The following is a 17,423-nucleotide window of genomic DNA, read 5'->3' on the forward strand; positions in this document are numbered from 1 at the left end:
ACGGGTCCGAACCCGGGACGGGCCAGCGGCGCCTATAGAGTAAAAATATGAGTATGGAACCTGTGAACAGTGGTGTTGCAGCAGAGCCGGCAGAATATCCGGACACGGCAGCTGCCGAGGAGGCGCCGGAGGCGCCGACACTCGGACAGCTCATGCTGGCCGTCGAAGAGCTCTGGCCTGAGTCGCTCGCCGAGGAGTGGGACGAGGTGGGCCTTGTTGCCGGGCACCCGTCGGCGGGAATCACCAAGGTCATGTTTGCCGTGGATCCAACGCTTGACGTCATCGACGAAGCCATTGAGTGGGGCGCGGAGCTGCTGATCACGCACCACCCGCTGCTGCTCAGGGGCGTGACGTCAGTCGCGGCCAACACCCCCAAAGGCAAGGCCGTCCACCGGCTGATCGAATCGGGAACCGCTCTCCTGACCGTCCACACGAACGGGGATTCCGCCGTCGGTGGTGTCTCCGATGTCCTGGCCGACGCCCTGGGGCTGGACAATGTTTCTCCTCTGACCCGTGCAGCCAACGGCCTTCCGGAGGAAGGCATCGGCAGGGTCGGCGATCTTGCCGAGGCAATGACGCTGGGCGACTTCGCGGCGAGGGTGTTTGGGATCCTGCCCTCTGTCGCGGGCGGCGTCAGGGTTTCCGGTGACAAGGACGGCCTGGTCCGCCGGGTCGCGGTCTGCGGCGGCGCAGGGGACTCACTGTTTGACGAGGTCCGGGCCAGCGGCGCCGATCTGTATGTCACGGCCGACCTTCGACACCACTCCGCTTCCGAGGCCCGCGAGGCCGCTGTCAACGGGCGCCCGTACCTTATCGACGTGTCCCATTTCGCCAGCGAATGGCTGTGGCTTCCCGCTGCTGCAGACGCCCTGGGCAATGTCCTCGCGGACCAGGGCCTTGACGTCGACATCCGTGTCAGCGCCACCAACAGCGACCCATGGGACTTCATTCTGACTCCCGGCGGGGACTAGAGTCTATAAAGCCCCTGCAGGGGTGCCCGGCGCAGGCCGGATGGGATCAAGCGGAGGTAATCGTGGCCAAGGCAGCACCGGCGGAACAGTTGAAGTTGCTCGAACTCCAGGGGCTGGACGCGAAACTCAAGTCACTGGCCAGCCGCCGCCGCAGCCTTGAAACAGATCCCCGCATCGAAGACCTCCAGGCGGCGCTGAACATTGCCAACGGCGAGCTGGGCGCGGCAAAGATGGCCGTCCATGACGCACAGGCGGAGTTAAAGCGCGCCGAGGCTGACGTCGAACAGGTGGCCGGCAGGATCGAACGCGACGAAGCGAGGCTGAACAGCGGAACCGGCCTGTCCAAGGACCTGGTGGCCCTGCAGAAGGACATCGCCTCGCTCAATAAGCGGCGGTCCGACCTCGAAGACGTTGAACTCGAAGTCATGGAACGGCTGGACTCGCTGCGCGAGCGGCAGGCGGCCCAGCAGAAGATCGTCGATGACATCCAGGGTTCCTTCGGCGCAATCCGGGCGGAGCTGGACGGACAGCTGGCCGAGATTGCGGCGGAAGAAACGGTGGTGCGGGGCCGCAGGGCAGTGTTCGCCGCGGGGCTGGACGCCGGAATGTTGGCGGTCTATGAAAAGACCCTGGCCCGCCGCGGCGTGGGTGCTGCCCGGCTGTTCCACGGCACGTCCGAAGGGTCAGGCATGCAGCTGAGTCCGGGTGACCTCGCCGAGATCAAGGCCGCCGCCGCCGACGACATCGTCTTCTGCCCGGACTCCGGCTGCATCCTGGTGCGCTCCCCCGAGTGGGTCTGAACCCAGTAAGGCCAACCGCAGCGGCAGCTAACCGGGAAGGATGACGTTCAGGGCGTGCGCCTTCCGCGCCGTCCCCGGAACGAGTTCGGCATTCCACTTCTCACTGGCGGCCCTGTGCAGCTGGGCCGGCGTCCCGGCGGCCTTTCCCGGCCTGGTCAGCAGATGCCGCGCCAATTCACCCCGGGTGTGCTTCGCGAAGTGGCTGACCACCTTGCGCACGCCGTTCACCTCGGTGAAAACATTCACCGTCACCGTCGACGCCGGCGGGGGAGTCCACGCCGCGGCATAGGTGCTGGAGCGGCAGTCCACCAGCAGCTGGCCGGCCGTGGCGGAGGCGAGTGCGTCTGTGAGCTGCGGCTTCCAGAACGAGGCAAGGCGTCCGACGTCGGGCAATGCCGTTGACATCGACAGCCGATAGGCGGGCACGGAGTCCGCGAAGCGGATGGCTCCCCACAGTGCCGAAATCACCAGCACCGCGTCATCCGCACGGCGCTTTTGCGCCGCCGTCATCGACTTATAGCCCAGCGCGTCGTACAGGACGCCTGAATACACCTGGTGGGCCGGCGCCGCCGGTTCCGCGTGCAGCCGCGTGTTGCGTTCGACGTCGGACGTCAGCGTTGCTCCGACGCCGAGCAGTGCCAGGGCATCTTCGTGCGCGCTCACCGTCCCCAGTGCATCGAGCACCTTGGCCCGGCACGGGTTCAGCTCAGGGAAGCTCAGGGACGTCCAGTCCATGGCGTCGCCGTGGACGGCAGGGGTCTTACCTTCAGACGGGGGAAGCAGGATCAGCACCGTACGATCTTACCGGTGCCCGCCGGCCCTGTTCTCCGGGGAGCTGTGCGTCTCCGGGGGCTGTGCGTCTCCGGGCTGCGCGCTCAGCGGAGGTGCCTGCCCAGGAAGGACACCACGTCAGGCAGGATGGCCCGCCAGTAATCCGCATCGTGTCCTCCCGTCCGGAAGCCGCCCTCCACCACGCCGGGGAGGCCGCTGGCGTACTGCTTGACCCACGGGAACAGTTCGTCCTCGGTTCCGCAGTCGACCCGTTTGGGCACCGCAGCCAATCTTGGCCGCAGCGCGAACACGTCGTGGGCCGCAAAATCGGAAGGGCTGTCGAAGGCTCCTTCGATTCTCTTGTCATATCGGTCCCAGACTGCCGGGCTCATGGCTGCCACGGCCCGGATGCCGGGCAGGCGGGCCTGCGAGGCGAGAAGCAGGACGCCGAAGCCTCCCATGGACAGACCGAAAAGGCCGACCCGGCCAAGGTCGTAGCCCTGCGAGCCCAGGAAGGGGACAAACTCATCCGCCAGCATTGACTGGGTGTCGGTGCCGTCTGCGCGGGGGTGCCACCAGGTGTCGCCGCCGTCCACCGACGCAATGGCGAACGGTGTCCCGCCGATAAAGAGGTGGCGTCTCAGGACTTCGTGCGCCTTGAGCACATCGAAGATCCCTTCGTTGTTGCCGCCCAGGCCGTGAAGGAACAGCGCCAGAGGGAAGTCCGTCCCGCTCCTGCCGGGGAGCACCGGCGTGGCAATGGACCAGTGGGTTGTTGCCGCAGGCCGGAACTTCGAAACGAAGGAACCACCGCGCATGGCCACCGAGGGAGGTCCCGCTGGTGGGTTGGGCCACGGGGAGGGGGGCGGATGGGTGGCGGTGCACCCGGTGACCGTGTAGGCGCCAACGCCCAGCCCCGCCAGCTGAAGCAGGCGGCGCCGGGTCACTGCGGACGCGTCCATGATCCGATCATAGGCTCGGCGCGCCTGTGTGGCAGGTGGATGCGTGGCAGCGTCCCTGTGTGGCAGGGGCCCGCACTGACCGTAGAATGGACTGCGGATGGGTTGACCAGGCGGCCGCGCGTCACGCAAGTGGCTCGAGGAACGTCCGGGCTCCTCAGAGCAGGGTGGTGGGTAACGCCCACTCGGGGTAACCCGCAGGCCAGTGCCACAGAAAACAGACCGCCTGCCTCGCGCCGATTTGAAAGAGGCACGATGCAGGTAAGGGTGAAACGGTGGTGTAAGAGACCACCAGCTTCCCGGGTGACCGGGAAGGCTAGGTAAACCCCACCCGGAGCAAGGCCAGACAGGGCACGTTTGAGGGCTGCTCGCCCGAGTGCCCGGGTAGGCCGCTGGAGGGCGCCGGCAACGGCGTTCGTAGATGGATGGCCGCTACTCCCGCCCCGGCAACGGCGCGGGAACACAGAACCCGGCGTATCGGTCAACCCATCCATTTATTCTGCCGCCGTTCCTGCCGCGTGCCCGGCGCGCACGGCCCCGCAAGGCCCGGTGTGAGAGATTTCACGTGCCCCCGGTCATCCGCGGCGCGTGCCCAGCCCTAGAATAGACCTTGAACGTAGGAGTTCTACCGCCGGATCTGCGTTCGCAACCGGCGGTTTTTCTTTGCAACGTCAATGGCATCCGGGGCGGACCGAAACCCTGCCGGTGCCAGCGCCCCTGGATACTTCGGGTGGCCGACTTCCGGTTACGAGGACGTAGCCGGTCGAACCAAGGAAGGTAGTTCTGTGAGCCAGACGTCAGATTCTTGTCTCGATACGTGGATGGGCCGCGAGGCGCTCGCCGAGGCCATGATCCCGGTGATCGGCCGGCTGTACCGGGAAAATAACGTGGTCACTTCGATCCACGGCCGCAGCCTGATCAACAAGTCCACCATGAACATCCTCAAGGCGCACCGCTTCGCCCGCCGGATGAGCAAGGACGAGCTGCTCCTGGAGGAAACGGCACCCCTGCTCGATACGCTCGCAAAGCTGGACCTGGGTGCCGCTGCGATCGACATCGCGCGTCTGAACCAGAAGTTCAAGTCCGACGGCGGCGACGCCACTTTGGAAGAATTCCTCCGCGCCGAGCTGGCTGAGATCGTTGGCAAGCGTGGCGCCGATGACCGCACCAGCACCGACGTCGTCCTTTATGGGTTTGGCCGGATCGGCCGCCTTGTCGCCCGGCTCCTCATCGAAAAGGCCGGCGGCGGCCATGGCCTGCGTCTGCGCGCCATCGTCGTGCGGCGTGGTTCCCACAACGACCTTTCCAAGCGTGCGAGCCTCTTGCGCCGCGACTCGGTCCACGGTTCCTTCGAAGGCACCATCAAGGTGGACGAGGAAGCGAACACCATCACGGCAAACGGCGTCCAGGTGCAGGTCATCTACTCGGACAACCCTGCCACGATTGACTACACGGAGTACGGCATCAACAATGCCCTGGTCGTGGACAACACGGGCCGCTGGCGCGACAGCGAGGGCCTGTCCCAGCACCTGCTGAGCAAGGGCGTGGGGCGCGTGCTGCTGACGGCTCCGGGCAAGGGCGAGCTGAAGAACATCGTTCACGGCATCAACCACGGCACCATCCTGGATTCGGACAAGATCGTCACCGCGGCATCCTGCACCACCAACGCCATCACCCCGGTACTGAAGGCGATCAACGACAAGTACGGCGTCATCCACGGCCACGTGGAGACCGTTCACTCGTTCACGAACGACCAGAACCTGATCGACAACTTCCACAAGGGCGACCGCCGCGGCCGCTCGGCCGCGCTGAACATGGTGATCACCGAAACGGGTGCGGCCAAGGCCGTGGCCAAGGCGCTTCCGGAACTGCAGGGCAAGCTCACCGGCAGCTCCATCCGCGTCCCCACGCCGGATGTCTCCCTGGCGATCCTGAACCTGACCCTGGAAAACGGCACCACCAAGGACGAGGTCAACGATTACCTGCGGGAAATGTCGCTGCACTCGGTCCTGCGCAAGCAGATCGACTACATCGACTCCCCGGAGGTCGTCTCCACGGACTTCGTCGGCTCCCGCCGTACCGGGATCGTGGACGGTCTGGCCACTGTCTCCACCGACAAGAACCTGGTTCTCTACGTCTGGTACGACAACGAGTTCGGGTACAGCTGCCAGGTTGTCCGGGTCATGGAGGAAATGGCAGGCGTGAACCCGCCCACGTTCCCCGCCAAGGACTCCGTCAAGGACGCAGCCCCCGTGCTGGCCGCAGCGGGATCCGTCTAGCCCCGGACCTCTGGTGAGCCCGCGGCCGAAAGCCGCGGGCGCCCACTCTTTCCCAACTTCCCGGCTGGTTCTCTGGAATCAGCCGGGAAAGGGGACCACACTGTTCTCATGGAACAAGACTCGACCCTCCAGCGCGACACACCGCATGACACAACACTGGAACACGCACTTGACGTGGCGCGGGCAAACCAGAAAGAGGCGCAGCGCCTCCTGGACCAAGCCGTCGCCGCACATGCCGGCGGCGAGGTCAGCCACGAGCGGGTTGCACAATTGCAGCGCCTGCTCGACCTGGCCAACGAGGATCTCCGCCGGGTCATGAGGGAGCAGTAGTCCCTCAACTCGTCCTTCCCAGGGCACCGGTCCTCAACACTGTGGACATCTGCCCGGAGGCACCGGAGCTGCCCTAGTCTCGTGGGGTGTCCACAAGCCACGCCCCGAAGGGCGCCACGCGATGACCCTCAGCTGGTCCGCGTACAGGCGTGCCCGACGGCGCTCCCGCCAGGCATGGGCCGTGCTTGCCCTTCTCACGGTCCTGGCTGCGGCAGGCATAACCTGGTTTTTCACGGCCGGGCAGTTCCTGGCCGCTGAACCGGCGGTGTCCGGCCCCAGTGAGGTCCCCGTCTTCGACGCCACGTGGATGAAGCCTGTGGTGCCGCCCCGGCCTGTGCCGGAAGGCGCGGCGGTGGCGGCACTCGACTCGTTGCCCGTTAAAGGCAGGGCGTCCAAAAACGACTACGACCGGGCGGCCTTCGGCCAGGCCTGGTTCGACGCCGACCGCAACGGCTGCGACACCCGCAACGACATCCTCCGCCGCGACCTCAGCGACGTTGCCTACTCCACGGGTTCGCGGTGCAAAGTCTCGTCAGGCACCTTCCACGAACCGTATTCAGGCCGGGTCGCCACATTCACCCGCGGTGCCGACTCCAGCAAGGCCGTTCAGATTGACCACGTCGTGGCACTGGGGGATGCCTGGCAGAAGGGAGCCGCGGAGCTCACCCCGAAGCAGCGACAGAATCTCGCCAATGATCCTCTTAATCTGATTGCGGCTGACGGTCCCGCGAACCAGGAGAAGAGCGCGTCGGACGCAGCGAGCTGGCTTCCCGGGAACAAAGCGCTCCGCTGCCACTACGTCGCACGGCAGATTTCGGTGAAGGCAGCCTACGGGCTCTGGGTGACCCAGGCCGAAAGGGATGCCATGGGCCATGTTCTGAGTTTCTGTCCCGGGCAACGGACCATCGTGGCGCGCTGAGCCGGCTCAGAGCCGGCGTCGGAGCCAGGCCTCAGTGCCCGAACGGGTCCGGGTCCACGCCGGGCATCCACGTCAGACCCGGAACGCCCCAACCGCTTTTCTTGGCCTGCTTCATGGCTTTGCGCGCATAGCGGTCGATGAGGCGGTGGACGTAGAGCTTTCCGTCAAGATGGTCATACTCGTGTTGGATCACCCGGGCGAACCAGCCCGTGGCCTCGAACTCAACGGGCTGCCCATGGCCGTCGAATCCCTTGACCCGCGCCCATTCCGCCCGCTTAAGGGGATACTGGCAGCCTGGGAAAGAGAGGCAGCCCTCCACTTCCTCGTCCGGATCAGGCAGGGCACCGGACACCTTTGACAGCGTGAGGACCGGGTTGACCAGCACGCCGCTCGGCGGGACGCCGTCCTCGTTGTCGTATTTGTAGACGAAGATCCGCTTGCCCACGCCGATCTGGGGAGCGGCCAGGCCGGCGCCGTTCGCCTTGTCGTTCGTTTCAAACATGTCGGCAATCAGCTCGCGGAGCCCGTCATCGAAGACCTCAACTTCGGCGGCCCGGCGGTGCAGGACGGGTTCACCCCAGATGGTGATCGGCAGAACGGTCATGTCGGATGGTTCCTCTGGTGCTTCGAGCGGCAAGTGCCGCGACGGCTGGAGAGTGCCGCTACGGCGAAAACGAACAAAGGCTGCACCGGATAACCGGTGCAGCCTTTGTGATTGGACGGCATTCTTAATGCCATCCTTCATAAGGGTGAGCGACGGGGGTTGAACCCGCGACCTCCTGGACCACAACCAGGCGCTCTGCCAACTGAGCTACGCCCACCATGTGCCTCCGCGGCCTTCCGGTTTCACCGGCTGGCTTGAAAGGCAACGTCAAATAGTTTACCTGCTGTTCGGGGATGCTTTTGCCACTTTTGGCTGTTTCCGCAAAATTTCCCTCAAACGTGGCGCAGATTACTTTCAGGGCTCACGCGCTGCGGGTCCGGCCTCGGCCTGTGCGGACAGAGTTTCGCCGGGCAGTCCCTGCCGCTCGGAGTGTTCCTGAATCAGCCGCTCAACGGCGGAGGGCTCGGCGGAAATCCGCTTCGAGATCTGCAGCGAGGTGGCGCTGTCCGGACCCGGTGCAGGCACGAAGACCGCCTCCCGGTAGTAGCGGAGCTCGTCGATGGAATCCTTGATGTCTCCGAGCGCGCGGTGTCCGCCCAGCTTGGCGGGGGCCTGGAAGTATGCCCGGGCGAACCAGCGCCGGGCCAGTTCCTTGATGGTGCTCACGTCGATGATCCGGTAGTGCAGGTGCTCCACCACAGAGGGCATGTCGCGGGCGAGGAAGACCCGGTCCGTCCCTACCGAGTTGCCGGCGAGCGGAGCCTTGCGTGGATCCGGAACCCACTTGCGGATGTAGTCCATGACTGCTTCCTCGGCCTCGGCCAGGGTCTTCCCGGCCGGGAGTTCCTTCAGCAGCCCGGACCGGGTGTGCATGTCGCGGACGAAGTCGTTCATCTGGGCGAGGGCAGACTCGTCGGGCTTGATGACCACGTCCACGCCGTCCCCGAGGATGTTGAGTTCGGAATCGGTCACCAGCGCGGCGACTTCGATCAGGGCGTCGTTGACGGTGTCGAGACCGGTCATTTCGCAGTCGATCCAGACGATGCGTTCGTTAGATATAGGCACCCGATCAGCCTACCGTTTCGTGGTCGGGGAGCTGTCCGGTGCTAAGATTTCGGGGTACGTGGCGCCGCTGTGACCAGCCGCCGCGGCCCTTTCTGGCCGGGCATTTCCGGCAGGAGACACTGGAGCACGCCCACAAAAGATTGGACAGTCCTGACATGACGTCGCCTGTGCCCGAGACGGAGGAAGAGGTCACCGGCGCTTTCACGGACTTGGCTCCGGCGGAGGTGGACAACCCGTGGTCGCCCATCCTTTCCGGATTCGTCGGTTCGGTTTTCCTTGTGATCGGTTCACTGGGCGTGGGCTGGCTCGCACCGGCGTCGGAGCTGCGCCGGATGCCGCTGTTCATCTGGATGCGCACAGAAGCGTTCGGGGTGGCTCTTTCCATCGTGCTGATCGCGATCGGCGGCATGCTGCTGGTGCGGGCATGGCTCAGGCTTGGGCAGCGTGTCAGGGTCTGGGGGCCTGCGGCCCGCAAGGCAACGCTCCAGGCCGTGGTGGCGTGGGGACTGCCCATGATGTTCACGGTTCCGCTGTTCAGCCGTGACGTCTACGCCTACATTGGGCAGGGCCGGCTCATGGTGGAGGGCTTCAACCCCTACGAGAACGGCATTTCCGCACTGTCGAATTACTTCCAGCTCGGCGCGGACAAGATGTGGACCGAGGCGCCCGTGCCGTACGGACAGCTGTTTCTTTGGATCGAGCAGTTCGTTGTCTGGTCCACCAATGTCCACCCCGAGGCGTGCATCATTCTCTTCCGCCTTGTTGCGCTGGTGGGCGTGGTGCTCTGCATCATCTACGTCCCCAAGCTCGCCGAACTCCACGGGGTCAATCCGCACAGGGCGCTCTGGCTCACCGCAGCGAACCCCCTGTTCCTGACAAACTTCATCGCCAGCGTCCACAACGACGCCCTCATGATCGGGCTTGCCCTCGCCGGCCTGTATTACAGCGCCACGCGGCGCGTGATCCTCGGAATAGTGCTCGTCACGCTGTCCATCTCCATCAAGCCCATCACGGTGGTCTTCCTCCCGTTCATCGGGCTGCTCTGGGCGGGCAAGGACGCCGGCTGGCTGCGGAAATTTGTGTTTTGGGGCCTCACCGCGGGAATCAGCTTCGCCCTGTTGTACCTCATGAGCCTGGTGAACGGCTTCGGGTTCGGCTGGATCAACGGACTGTCAGCCCCGGGCAGCGTCTGGATCTGGTACGCCCCGGTGGGGCTCCTCGGCCTGGTGGTGGCGTCCATCGCCAATGCCTTCAGCCTGGACGGGTGGGGCCTGGCCAAATGGGTTTACGACGCCGGGAAGCTGCTTGCCGTCGGCATCGTCGCCTGGCAGATTTTCAAAGGTGACCACGACCGCCTCATGCGCCGACTGACGCTGGCCTTTGCCGCCGTCGTCGTCCTGGCCCCCATGATCCAGTCCTGGTACGTGGTCTGGCTGATCCCGCTGTTTGCCGTGACGGGCATCCGGGATGACTGGCAGGTCAAGGCCCTCTACTTCATCGTGTCCTTCTTCATGGTCTACGCCATCTCGGACCAGCTGGAGGTCTTCCCGTACCTGCAGTCCGAGGATCTCGGACTCGCACTTGCCCTCGCGAGGAACGCTGCGGCCATCATCGCCCTGCTGTTCGCCCTGTATCTGATCTTCATGGATCCACGGACAAAGCACCTGTTCAGCAAGTCCGACCAGCCGGTGACCACCCGGCCTGTTATCTGACGGGCAGGTTCTTCAAGGCTTCCCTGCGGGACAGGGGGCTCAGGGACTGGCCGTGGCGTTCCACGAAGCCGACGACCCAGCGCGGCTCCGTCTTGGCGTATTCGCGCAGAGCCCAGCCAATCGCCTTTCTGATGAAAAACTCCCGGTCGGCCAGGTTGACTTCAATGACACGGGCGAGCAATGCCGTATCGGTGTGGGTCTTGGCGGCGAGTTGGGCCGTGATGGATGCCCGCCGAAACCAGAAGTCTTCATCCTCCGCCCACCCAAGCAGGACCGGGGTGACCTCCTGCCGGTGCGCCTGGAGCAGTGCGCAGAGGCGGTGGGCCACGCCGTCCACGAGGTCCCAGGATGCCCCGCAGCGGATGATCTCCGCATAGACCGGCAGCATTCCCAAGTCGTCCGCCACCAGACGCAGTCCGGTAAGGTCGATGGCCGCGTAGCGTTCCTCGCGGTAGGCCGCCCCCCGCCACAGGGTGAGGACTGTTGCCCGCAGTTCATCGACGGACGCAAAGGGGTGCGCCGCCGCGGCAGCCTTCACGGTGCGGCGCACCTCCGGAACCCGCACGCCCAGGGACGGCATTGAGGACTTCATGTAGGCCTGCGCGCCTGCACCCCGGACAGGATCGGCGGCGGACCGCAGCGCGGAGCGGATGGCGGCCAGGACGTCGTCGTTCACCATGCAGCCAACATAGCCGCTGCGGCAGTCCGCGGGGGATCGCGGCCATGAATGCCGTGCGCCTGCCTTGCCCCGTAGTTCCGGGCCGCGCCGGGTCCTAAAGTAGGCAGGGTACCGATGCGATGCACGCACTTCCGTCAGCCGCAGCGGCACCAGCGTTGAGCCGAATCACCTATAAGCCCGGAGGGCATCAGATGAACATGATCAAGAGCCCCGATGAGATAGCCCTGATGCGCGAAGCCGGGCGGGTGGTGGCCAATGCCCTGGCCGCGGTCCGCGAAGCTGCCGCCGTCGGCGTTTCCCTCAAGGAACTCGACGATGTGGCAGCCGCGTCTATTTCCGACGCGGGCGCCACGCCGGCATTTCTCAACTACCGGCCGCGCTGGGCTTCCGTTTCGTTCCCGGGGGTCATCTGCACCAGCGTTAACGACGCCGTCGTCCACGGAATCCCCAACGGGTACCGGCTGCAGGACGGGGACCTGCTCAGCGTGGATTGCGGCGCCTTCCTGGAGGGCTGGTGCGGAGATTCCGCGGTCAGCTTCATTGTGGGCACCCCCGATCCCGTTGACCAGGAACTCATCGCTGCGACGGATGCGGCCCTGGCCCGGGGGATCGAGGCGGCCCGCGTCGGAAACAAGATGGGTGACCTCGCCTATGCCATCGGCGGTGCCGCGCGGCGTGCCGGCTACGGGCTGCTGGCCGACCACGGCGGGCACGGCATCGGCCGCACGATGCACGCCGAGCCGCCTGTACCCAACGACGGGCGTCCCGGCAGAGGGCTCAAGCTCACCGAAGGGCTCGTGATCGCCATCGAGCCGATGCTCATTCTCGGCGGCAAAGGGGACTATTACCATGACGACGACGAGTGGACCCTGCGGTCGGCGAACGGCCGCCGCGCGGCGCACAGCGAGCACACGGTGGCAGTGACCGCCGACGGCCCCGTGATCCTTACGCTGCAATGACGCTGACCGACCGCTTACCCGCGCTGTCCCGAAACGCGTAGGGTGATGCTGACGCAGGAAGCGGGTCAGGAGGCAAGTTGATGGATCACCGGGGGTGGGACGCCGTCTCGTCCATTGTTGTGGCGTGCTCGCCGAAAAGAGTTTGGAAAGCACTCACCGACCCCGCGGAAGTCAAAGAGTACTTTCTGGGCACGAACGTCACGTCGACGTGGCGTGAGGGTGATCCGGTGACATTCACCGGGGAGTGGAAGGGGAAGGCCTACGAGGACAAGGGCACCGTTCTGGAGTGCAGGCCCAATGTGCTCCTTCGCATCAGCCATTACAGTCCGCTGAGCGGTCTGCCCGATCTCCCCGAGAACTATCACACGGTGGAGTATCGCCTGTCAGCAAGGGCCGAAGGCACTGGAGTCACCATCGTTCAGAGTAATAACCGGGACGACGCCGAAGCTGAGGAATCTGCCAAGCTGTGGGACCTGGTGCTTAATAACCTCAAGGAGTATCTGGAGCGCTGAGCGGGCGAGCAGGCTCAGATTCCTGGCAAACCGCGTCTTGGGGTTGGCTTGATTCTTAGCGCCGGCGTGTGGCGGATACGCGGCGGCGGTGTTCAGCGGCACGGAGCTGGATGATCCGCGCAGCGCCTGCCATGGCCACGAGGACGCCGCCGCCCACTGCAGCGATGAACAGCGCGATGCCGAGGGCCACAGCACCTTCCAGCCCGAAGAACTTCACCTGGACCAGTTCCTGGTTCTGCAGGATGAAGACGATCAGCAGCACAAGGACGACCAGTGCCGACGCAACCGCGGCCCAGATCATGCCGGCGCGGGTCACCTGGTGCTTTGGTTCTTCTTTACCCGCAGCAGGGGTGGAGGTTCCGTCATAGCCCGGCAGGGCGTCGGTCCCTGGCCGGGTTCGCCCCATCTCGGCGGCGGGACGGGGTTCTTCCAAAGGCGGGGGTGCGGCAGGTCCAGGAGTCTGCGCCGGAGGGCGTGAGGAATGCTGCTCGGACGGGTCACGATCAGAACGACTCTGCGGCATGTGGAGTGAATCCTTCCGGTGTTGGCTCCATCAGTGTGGGCTGCGTGGCGCCGACGCCACCCCGGCGTGCCCGGAGCCCACTTCGATCATAAGCACGTTTCCCGCTTATAGTAAGCATGCTTGGCATCCTCTGGTGCCGCCCATCCCCGAGACGTTCATCGCGGTCACGGGGTACCCGACCAGGATCAGGGGCCCTGTGGACGCGCTGCCCGACTCCTAAGCCACGGAATGCGATGCTCGCCCAGTACTCTTAGGACAGTTTGTGTGGGGACGTGAACGGATTATGGGGGCTGCTGTGAGCAGGTTTGGCTTCAGAAGGCTACTGCGGAGAACTAACGCGCTGATACCGCCATCCTCAGTTGACGAGGAACGCTGGTTAGAGAAGCACTCGAGCGACCTGTTCGCCTACGAGATGCTTACTTTGCGGGACGTTGAGAAGGACGCTCTGATGTGGCAGGCGCCTTCTTTGGCTCTGGCCGCACAAGCATTCTTGCTGACCATCGCACTCAATCCGCAGTCTCCGGCTTATGCGGTCCTTATCTCATCAGCCCTCGGCTTTGTTGTGGCGTGGCTGTCGATGCAACTCATGGCAAGACACCGTCTGCTGAACCTCCTGGACCGGGCGTATCTTCACTATCTGGAATCGAAGACGGGTCTTCCGCATATCAGCGCGAGAAACTACTTCTGGCCAGATGGCGAGTATCGGGTACCCGCGTGGCTGAAGCAGGACGAAGCTACTGAGCAGAGATGGCCCAACAGGGGTGCCCCCGCGCTCCCGTCAAAGTTAGCCGGCACCAAGAGCTATGAGACATGGATCAAGGGGCTGGCAGTCTTCGCGATCCTGAACGCAGGCATCTTCTTAGTTGCCTTGGTGCTGTGGCTCATTGCAGCTATACCCCTATGGCTGCCGCACCGATGACAGAAGCCTGATCGCTACTTCCTGCCGCTCTTCGCAGTGGAGAAGCTCCTGCGGCGCAGGCATACTTGGCGGCAAGTTCTGAAGGAGAGAGGGAGATGGCATTGAGGCCGCGCTGATTCCGGTGGGTAACTAGTGGATCAGCCGCTTCATCAGGAAGAAAATGAAGCGGTCCTGACATGCGTTTCCGCAGGTCAGGACCGCCATTCTCTGTGCCCCAGGAGGGAATCGAACCCCCGACCGGCGGATTAGAAGGCCGCTGCTCTATCCCCTGAGCTACTGGGGCAAGTGGGTGCCCGGCTGGTTCCCGGGTGCCTCAAAAAGTCTACATTGCCTTCCGGCCGGACGGTGGCAGGGCCGGGAACGTTTCGTCCGGGCCCAATCTCCAGGAGGCGCTGTGGGTGGTCCGGCGAGGTTTATCCACATACGCAACTTCGGCCCTCCCGGGAACGGCCTGACCGGTTGATGCTGTAAATGCCTGCTATGGCAAGACACATCGAGACAGGACACCAAGATGACCGACTACATTACTGTCCGGGGCTTCGTTGCCACGGAGATCAGGAGTTCCACCACCCCGGGCGGCGTGGCAACGGCCTCCTTCCGCCTCGGGTCGACGGACCGCCGGTACGACCGGGCAAGCAGCACCTGGGTGGATGGCAACACCAACTGGTTCACAGTGCAGGGCTACCGGCAGCTGGCCGGAAACATGGGATGCAGCATCAAGAAGGGCCAGCGAGTCATCATTGTTGGCAGGCTGAAGATGCGCAGTTGGGAAAAGGACGGCCGGATCTACCATGCCGCGGAGATAGACGCAGAATCCGTGGGGCACGACCTCATGTGGGGCTCGGCCAATTTCACGCGGACGGCAGGCAACACTCCGCAGGCTGCCGCGGCGGCTGCTGCTGCTGATGACGTCACCGGCGGGCACGGATCTGATTCCGACCCGTCAGGCCGGAGCGCCTCTGCCGGGGAAGGGGAGGAAGACGACGAGGACCACGATGCCGCCGAGTCCGGCGTGTTCATCGACGACGCTTCGGGAGAAACCCTTCAGCTCGACTCCGAAACGGGCGAGCTCACCGGGGCGGCGGCCTGACGCCGCCGGGGTCATGCGGCACCGTTCCCCCGCGGTGCCGCATGGCAGAATGGCACCGTGACAAGACCCAACGCGCTCCAACCGACCACTGCTCTTCGGGGTTCCCTGACCGGGACGCCGGCCAGGATCGCGGTTGCCGGGCTGGTGCTGTGGTCACTGTCCGCGTGCACCGCCGTGTCCGGCGCCGACTCCGCCGCCACGCCGGCGGCAACAGCAGGTTCTGCAACATCCGGTTCACCGTCGCCGCGGCCGACGGCAGCCTCGGGCGCGGGGCCCGGCACGGCGACCGCGAAACTGCAGAAGATCATGACAGATACGCTGGGAGCAGTGGCTGCCGCTGCTCCGAAACCCGGCACCGAGCAGATCAGGCAGGCGCTCGCCGCCGCTGGGGTTCCTGCCGCCACCCTCGAGGTTTCAGCGGGCCGCACGCCCACCGGTCTGGACGTGGATTCCATCGAGGCGGCGTCGGTCCAGGGCAGGGAATGCGTCATAGGCCAGATCCGCAACGGCAAAGTGACTGTGACAGTGCTGCCGGTCCTCGCGAGTGGCAAGTGCTTCGTGGGAGCTCCTGCCTGAAGCTGCGAATGTGAGTTATGCCCGTCAACCCACTAGATTTGGAACCATGGCGGAATTTATCTACACAATGACCAAGGCCCGTAAGGCTGTTGGCGAAAAACTTATTCTCGACGACGTCAGCATGTCGTTCTTCCCGGGCGCCAAGATCGGTGTCGTTGGCCCCAACGGTGCCGGTAAGTCCACCATCCTCAAGATCATGGCAGGCCTGGACACGCCCTCCAACGGCGAGGCGCGGCTGAGCCCCGGATATACCGTGGGCATCCTGCTTCAGGAGCCGCCGCTGAACGAGGAAAAGACCGTCCTGGGCAACGTCCAGGAAGGTGTTGGCGAGATCTACGGCAAGATCCAGCGCTTCAACGAGATCTCCGAGGAGATGGCCAGCCCCGACGCCGACTATGACGCGCTGCTGGAGGAGATGGGCCACCTGCAGGAAGCCATTGACGCCGCCGATGCCTGGGACCTCGATTCCCAGCTCGAACAGGCCATGGATGCGCTCCGCTGCCCGCCCGCCGATGCCGATGTCACCCTGCTCTCCGGCGGTGAGCGCCGGCGCGTGGCGCTCTGCAAGCTGCTGCTGCAGAAGCCGGACCTCCTGCTTCTCGATGAGCCCACCAACCACCTCGACGCCGAGAGCGTGCTGTGGCTGGAACAGCACCTCTCCACCTATGCCGGCGCCGTCCTGGCCGTCACCCACGACCGGTACTTCCTGGACCACGTCGCTGAATGGATCGCCGAAGTGGACCGCGGGCACCTCTACCCGTATGAAGGCAACTACTCCACGTACCTGGAGAAGAAGCGTGCCCGCCTGGAAATCCAGGGCAAGAAGGACGCCAAGCAGGCCAAGCGCCTGTCCGAGGAACTGGAATGGGTGCGCTCCAACGCCAAGGGCCGCCAGACCAAGTCCAAGGCCCGTCTGGCCCGCTACGAGGAAATGGCGGCGGAGGCTGACCGGACCCGGAAGCTGGACTTCGAGGAAATCCAGATCCCGCCGGGCCCGCGCCTGGGCGGCCTGGTCCTGGAAGCGAAGAACCTGCAGAAGGGCTTCGATGACCGCACCCTGATCGACGGCCTGTCCTTCTCCCTGCCCCGCAACGGCATTGTCGGTGTCATTGGCCCGAACGGCGTCGGCAAGTCCACGCTGTTCAAGACCATCGTCGGCCTGGAGCCCCTCGACGGCGGCGAACTGAAGATCGGCGACTCCGTCAAGATCTCCTACGCGGACCAGAGCCGCGGCGGCATCGACCCCAACAAGACGCTGTGGGAGGTTGTCTCCGACGGTCTGGACTTCATCCAGGTCGGCCACGTCGAAATGCCGTCCCGCGCCTACGTGGCCGCGTTCGGCTTCAAGGGTCCGGACCAGCAGAAAAAGGCCGGGGTGCTTTCCGGTGGTGAACGCAACCGCCTGAACCTCGCACTGACCCTCAAACAGGGCGGCAACCTGCTGCTCCTCGACGAACCCACCAACGACCTCGACGTCGAAACCCTCAGCAGCCTCGAAAACGCCCTGCTCGAATTCCCGGGCTGCGCCGTGGTGGTCTCACACGACCGCTGGTTCCTGGACCGGGTGGCCACCCACATCCTGGCCTACGAAGGCGATGACGAGAACCCCTCGAAGTGGTACTGGTTCGAGGGCAACTTCGAATCCTACGAGGAGAACAAGGTGGAGCGGCTGGGACCCGACGCCGCGAAGCCGCACCGCGTCACCCACCGCCGCCTCACCCGCGACTAAGCACCAACTGCAAAGGCCGGTCCCCA

Annotated in this window: 18 protein-coding genes, 2 tRNA genes and 1 other RNA gene; 13 read left to right on the forward strand and 8 right to left on the reverse strand. The window is 64.8% G+C overall.

Going from position 1 to position 17,423, the window contains the following annotated elements; translation table 11 throughout:
• Positions 1-53 precede the first annotated feature (53 nt).
• Positions 54-971, forward strand: coding sequence for a Nif3-like dinuclear metal center hexameric protein (locus tag AC6CH3_RS22120; protein WP_498134488.1), 918 nt, complete (start codon positions 54-56; stop codon positions 969-971).
• 62 nt (positions 972-1,033) lie between these two features.
• Positions 1,034-1,771, forward strand: a complete 738-nt coding sequence (locus AC6CH3_RS22125; RefSeq protein ID WP_498134471.1) for a zinc ribbon domain-containing protein — start codon at positions 1,034-1,036, stop codon at positions 1,769-1,771.
• Positions 1,772-1,798: 27 nt separating this feature from the next.
• On the opposite strand, the gene AC6CH3_RS22130 is transcribed toward AC6CH3_RS22125, so the two are convergent.
• Both AC6CH3_RS22130 and AC6CH3_RS22135 read right to left on the reverse strand, forming a co-directional pair.
• A complete protein-coding gene (locus AC6CH3_RS22130; RefSeq protein ID WP_498134472.1) occupies positions 1,799-2,563 on the reverse strand; it encodes a YaaA family protein in 765 nt (254 codons plus the stop codon).
• A gap of 83 nt (positions 2,564-2,646) precedes the next feature.
• Entirely contained in the window at positions 2,647-3,504 is an 858-nt protein-coding gene (locus AC6CH3_RS22135; RefSeq protein ID WP_498134473.1) for an alpha/beta hydrolase, read from the reverse strand.
• Between the two features lie 98 nt (positions 3,505-3,602).
• On the opposite strand from AC6CH3_RS22135, the gene rnpB reads away from it, so the two are divergent.
• From rnpB to AC6CH3_RS22155, 4 genes are all read left to right on the forward strand, one after another.
• Positions 3,603-3,994: RNase P RNA component class A (gene rnpB, locus AC6CH3_RS22140), an RNA gene on the forward strand.
• A gap of 292 nt (positions 3,995-4,286) precedes the next feature.
• Positions 4,287-5,780, forward strand: a complete 1,494-nt coding sequence (locus AC6CH3_RS22145; protein ID WP_498134474.1) for a glyceraldehyde-3-phosphate dehydrogenase — start codon at positions 4,287-4,289, stop codon at positions 5,778-5,780.
• 108 nt (positions 5,781-5,888) lie between these two features.
• The gene (locus AC6CH3_RS22150; protein ID WP_498134475.1) at positions 5,889-6,110 is read left to right on the forward strand and encodes a hypothetical protein; all 222 of its coding nucleotides are present in this window, start codon (positions 5,889-5,891) and stop codon (positions 6,108-6,110) included.
• A gap of 121 nt (positions 6,111-6,231) precedes the next feature.
• Complete coding sequence (locus AC6CH3_RS22155; protein WP_498134476.1) at positions 6,232-7,029, forward strand: HNH endonuclease family protein; 798 nt, start codon at positions 6,232-6,234, stop codon at positions 7,027-7,029.
• A gap of 31 nt (positions 7,030-7,060) precedes the next feature.
• Here AC6CH3_RS22155 and def read toward each other — a convergent pair whose 3' ends face one another.
• From def to orn, 3 genes are all read right to left on the reverse strand, one after another.
• Positions 7,061-7,633 (reverse strand): peptide deformylase, encoded by a 573-nt coding sequence (gene def, locus AC6CH3_RS22160; protein ID WP_498134477.1) that lies wholly within the window; start codon positions 7,631-7,633, stop codon positions 7,061-7,063.
• 144 nt (positions 7,634-7,777) lie between these two features.
• Positions 7,778-7,850, reverse strand: a tRNA-His gene (locus tag AC6CH3_RS22165).
• 137 nt (positions 7,851-7,987) lie between these two features.
• The gene (gene orn, locus AC6CH3_RS22170; RefSeq protein WP_498134478.1) at positions 7,988-8,698 is read right to left on the reverse strand and encodes an oligoribonuclease; all 711 of its coding nucleotides are present in this window, start codon (positions 8,696-8,698) and stop codon (positions 7,988-7,990) included.
• Positions 8,699-8,853: 155 nt separating this feature from the next.
• Here orn and mptB point away from each other — a divergent pair, with 155 nt between their 5' ends.
• Complete coding sequence (gene mptB / locus AC6CH3_RS22175) at positions 8,854-10,410, forward strand: polyprenol phosphomannose-dependent alpha 1,6 mannosyltransferase MptB (RefSeq protein ID WP_498134479.1); 1,557 nt, start codon at positions 8,854-8,856, stop codon at positions 10,408-10,410.
• On the opposite strand, the gene AC6CH3_RS22180 is transcribed toward mptB, so the two are convergent.
• Complete coding sequence (locus AC6CH3_RS22180; RefSeq protein WP_498134480.1) at positions 10,403-11,089, reverse strand: DNA alkylation repair protein; 687 nt, start codon at positions 11,087-11,089, stop codon at positions 10,403-10,405. The two genes, mptB and AC6CH3_RS22180, sit on opposite strands and share 8 nt — an antisense overlap.
• Positions 11,090-11,280: 191 nt before the next feature.
• Between AC6CH3_RS22180 and map the strand changes: the two genes are divergently transcribed.
• Positions 11,281-12,048: a type I methionyl aminopeptidase gene (gene map, locus AC6CH3_RS22185; RefSeq protein ID WP_498134481.1), complete on the forward strand. Its 768-nt coding sequence runs from the start codon at positions 11,281-11,283 to the stop codon at positions 12,046-12,048.
• A gap of 80 nt (positions 12,049-12,128) precedes the next feature.
• The gene (locus AC6CH3_RS22190) at positions 12,129-12,560 is read left to right on the forward strand and encodes an SRPBCC family protein (protein WP_498134482.1); all 432 of its coding nucleotides are present in this window, start codon (positions 12,129-12,131) and stop codon (positions 12,558-12,560) included.
• A 55-nt stretch (positions 12,561-12,615) separates the two neighbouring features.
• Here AC6CH3_RS22190 and AC6CH3_RS22195 read toward each other — a convergent pair whose 3' ends face one another.
• The gene (locus AC6CH3_RS22195) at positions 12,616-13,083 is read right to left on the reverse strand and encodes a LapA family protein (RefSeq protein ID WP_498134483.1); all 468 of its coding nucleotides are present in this window, start codon (positions 13,081-13,083) and stop codon (positions 12,616-12,618) included.
• Between the two features lie 295 nt (positions 13,084-13,378).
• On the opposite strand from AC6CH3_RS22195, the gene AC6CH3_RS22200 reads away from it, so the two are divergent.
• Positions 13,379-14,002, forward strand: a complete 624-nt coding sequence (locus AC6CH3_RS22200; protein ID WP_498134484.1) for a hypothetical protein — start codon at positions 13,379-13,381, stop codon at positions 14,000-14,002.
• Between the two features lie 210 nt (positions 14,003-14,212).
• On the opposite strand, the gene AC6CH3_RS22205 is transcribed toward AC6CH3_RS22200, so the two are convergent.
• A tRNA-Arg gene (locus AC6CH3_RS22205) sits at positions 14,213-14,285 on the reverse strand.
• 228 nt (positions 14,286-14,513) lie between these two features.
• On the opposite strand from AC6CH3_RS22205, the gene AC6CH3_RS22210 reads away from it, so the two are divergent.
• Genes AC6CH3_RS22210 through ettA form a run of 3 tightly spaced genes read left to right on the forward strand, consistent with a single transcriptional unit; the run spans position 14,514 to position 17,397 of the window.
• Complete coding sequence (locus AC6CH3_RS22210; protein WP_498134485.1) at positions 14,514-15,092, forward strand: single-stranded DNA-binding protein; 579 nt, start codon at positions 14,514-14,516, stop codon at positions 15,090-15,092.
• A gap of 57 nt (positions 15,093-15,149) precedes the next feature.
• A complete protein-coding gene (locus AC6CH3_RS22215) occupies positions 15,150-15,668 on the forward strand; it encodes a DUF6993 domain-containing protein (RefSeq protein WP_498134486.1) in 519 nt (172 codons plus the stop codon).
• Positions 15,669-15,714: 46 nt separating this feature from the next.
• The gene (gene ettA / locus AC6CH3_RS22220; RefSeq protein WP_498134487.1) at positions 15,715-17,397 is read left to right on the forward strand and encodes an energy-dependent translational throttle protein EttA; all 1,683 of its coding nucleotides are present in this window, start codon (positions 15,715-15,717) and stop codon (positions 17,395-17,397) included.
• Positions 17,398-17,423 lie beyond the last annotated feature (26 nt).

The sequence above is a fragment of the Arthrobacter sp. GQ119 genome (genome assembly GCF_059759125.1).

Bases quoted from the DNA above. Each gene is read 5' to 3' on its own strand.
- AC6CH3_RS22120 (WP_498134488.1), top strand. From the start codon at position 54: ATGGAACCTGTGAACAGTGGTGTTGCAGCAGAGCCGGCAGAATATCCG.
- AC6CH3_RS22135 (WP_498134473.1), bottom strand. From the start codon at position 3,504: ATGGACGCGTCCGCAGTGACCCGGCGCCGCCTGCTTCAGCTGGCGGGG.
- AC6CH3_RS22150 (WP_498134475.1), top strand. From the start codon at position 5,889: ATGGAACAAGACTCGACCCTCCAGCGCGACACACCGCATGACACAACA.
- AC6CH3_RS22155 (WP_498134476.1), top strand. From the start codon at position 6,232: ATGACCCTCAGCTGGTCCGCGTACAGGCGTGCCCGACGGCGCTCCCGC.
- def (WP_498134477.1), bottom strand. From the start codon at position 7,633: ATGACCGTTCTGCCGATCACCATCTGGGGTGAACCCGTCCTGCACCGC.
- mptB (WP_498134479.1), top strand. From the start codon at position 8,854: ATGACGTCGCCTGTGCCCGAGACGGAGGAAGAGGTCACCGGCGCTTTC.
- AC6CH3_RS22180 (WP_498134480.1), bottom strand. From the start codon at position 11,089: ATGGTGAACGACGACGTCCTGGCCGCCATCCGCTCCGCGCTGCGGTCC.
- map (WP_498134481.1), top strand. From the start codon at position 11,281: ATGAACATGATCAAGAGCCCCGATGAGATAGCCCTGATGCGCGAAGCC.
- AC6CH3_RS22190 (WP_498134482.1), top strand. From the start codon at position 12,129: ATGGATCACCGGGGGTGGGACGCCGTCTCGTCCATTGTTGTGGCGTGC.
- AC6CH3_RS22195 (WP_498134483.1), bottom strand. From the start codon at position 13,083: ATGCCGCAGAGTCGTTCTGATCGTGACCCGTCCGAGCAGCATTCCTCA.
- AC6CH3_RS22210 (WP_498134485.1), top strand. From the start codon at position 14,514: ATGACCGACTACATTACTGTCCGGGGCTTCGTTGCCACGGAGATCAGG.
- ettA (WP_498134487.1), top strand. From the start codon at position 15,715: ATGGCGGAATTTATCTACACAATGACCAAGGCCCGTAAGGCTGTTGGC.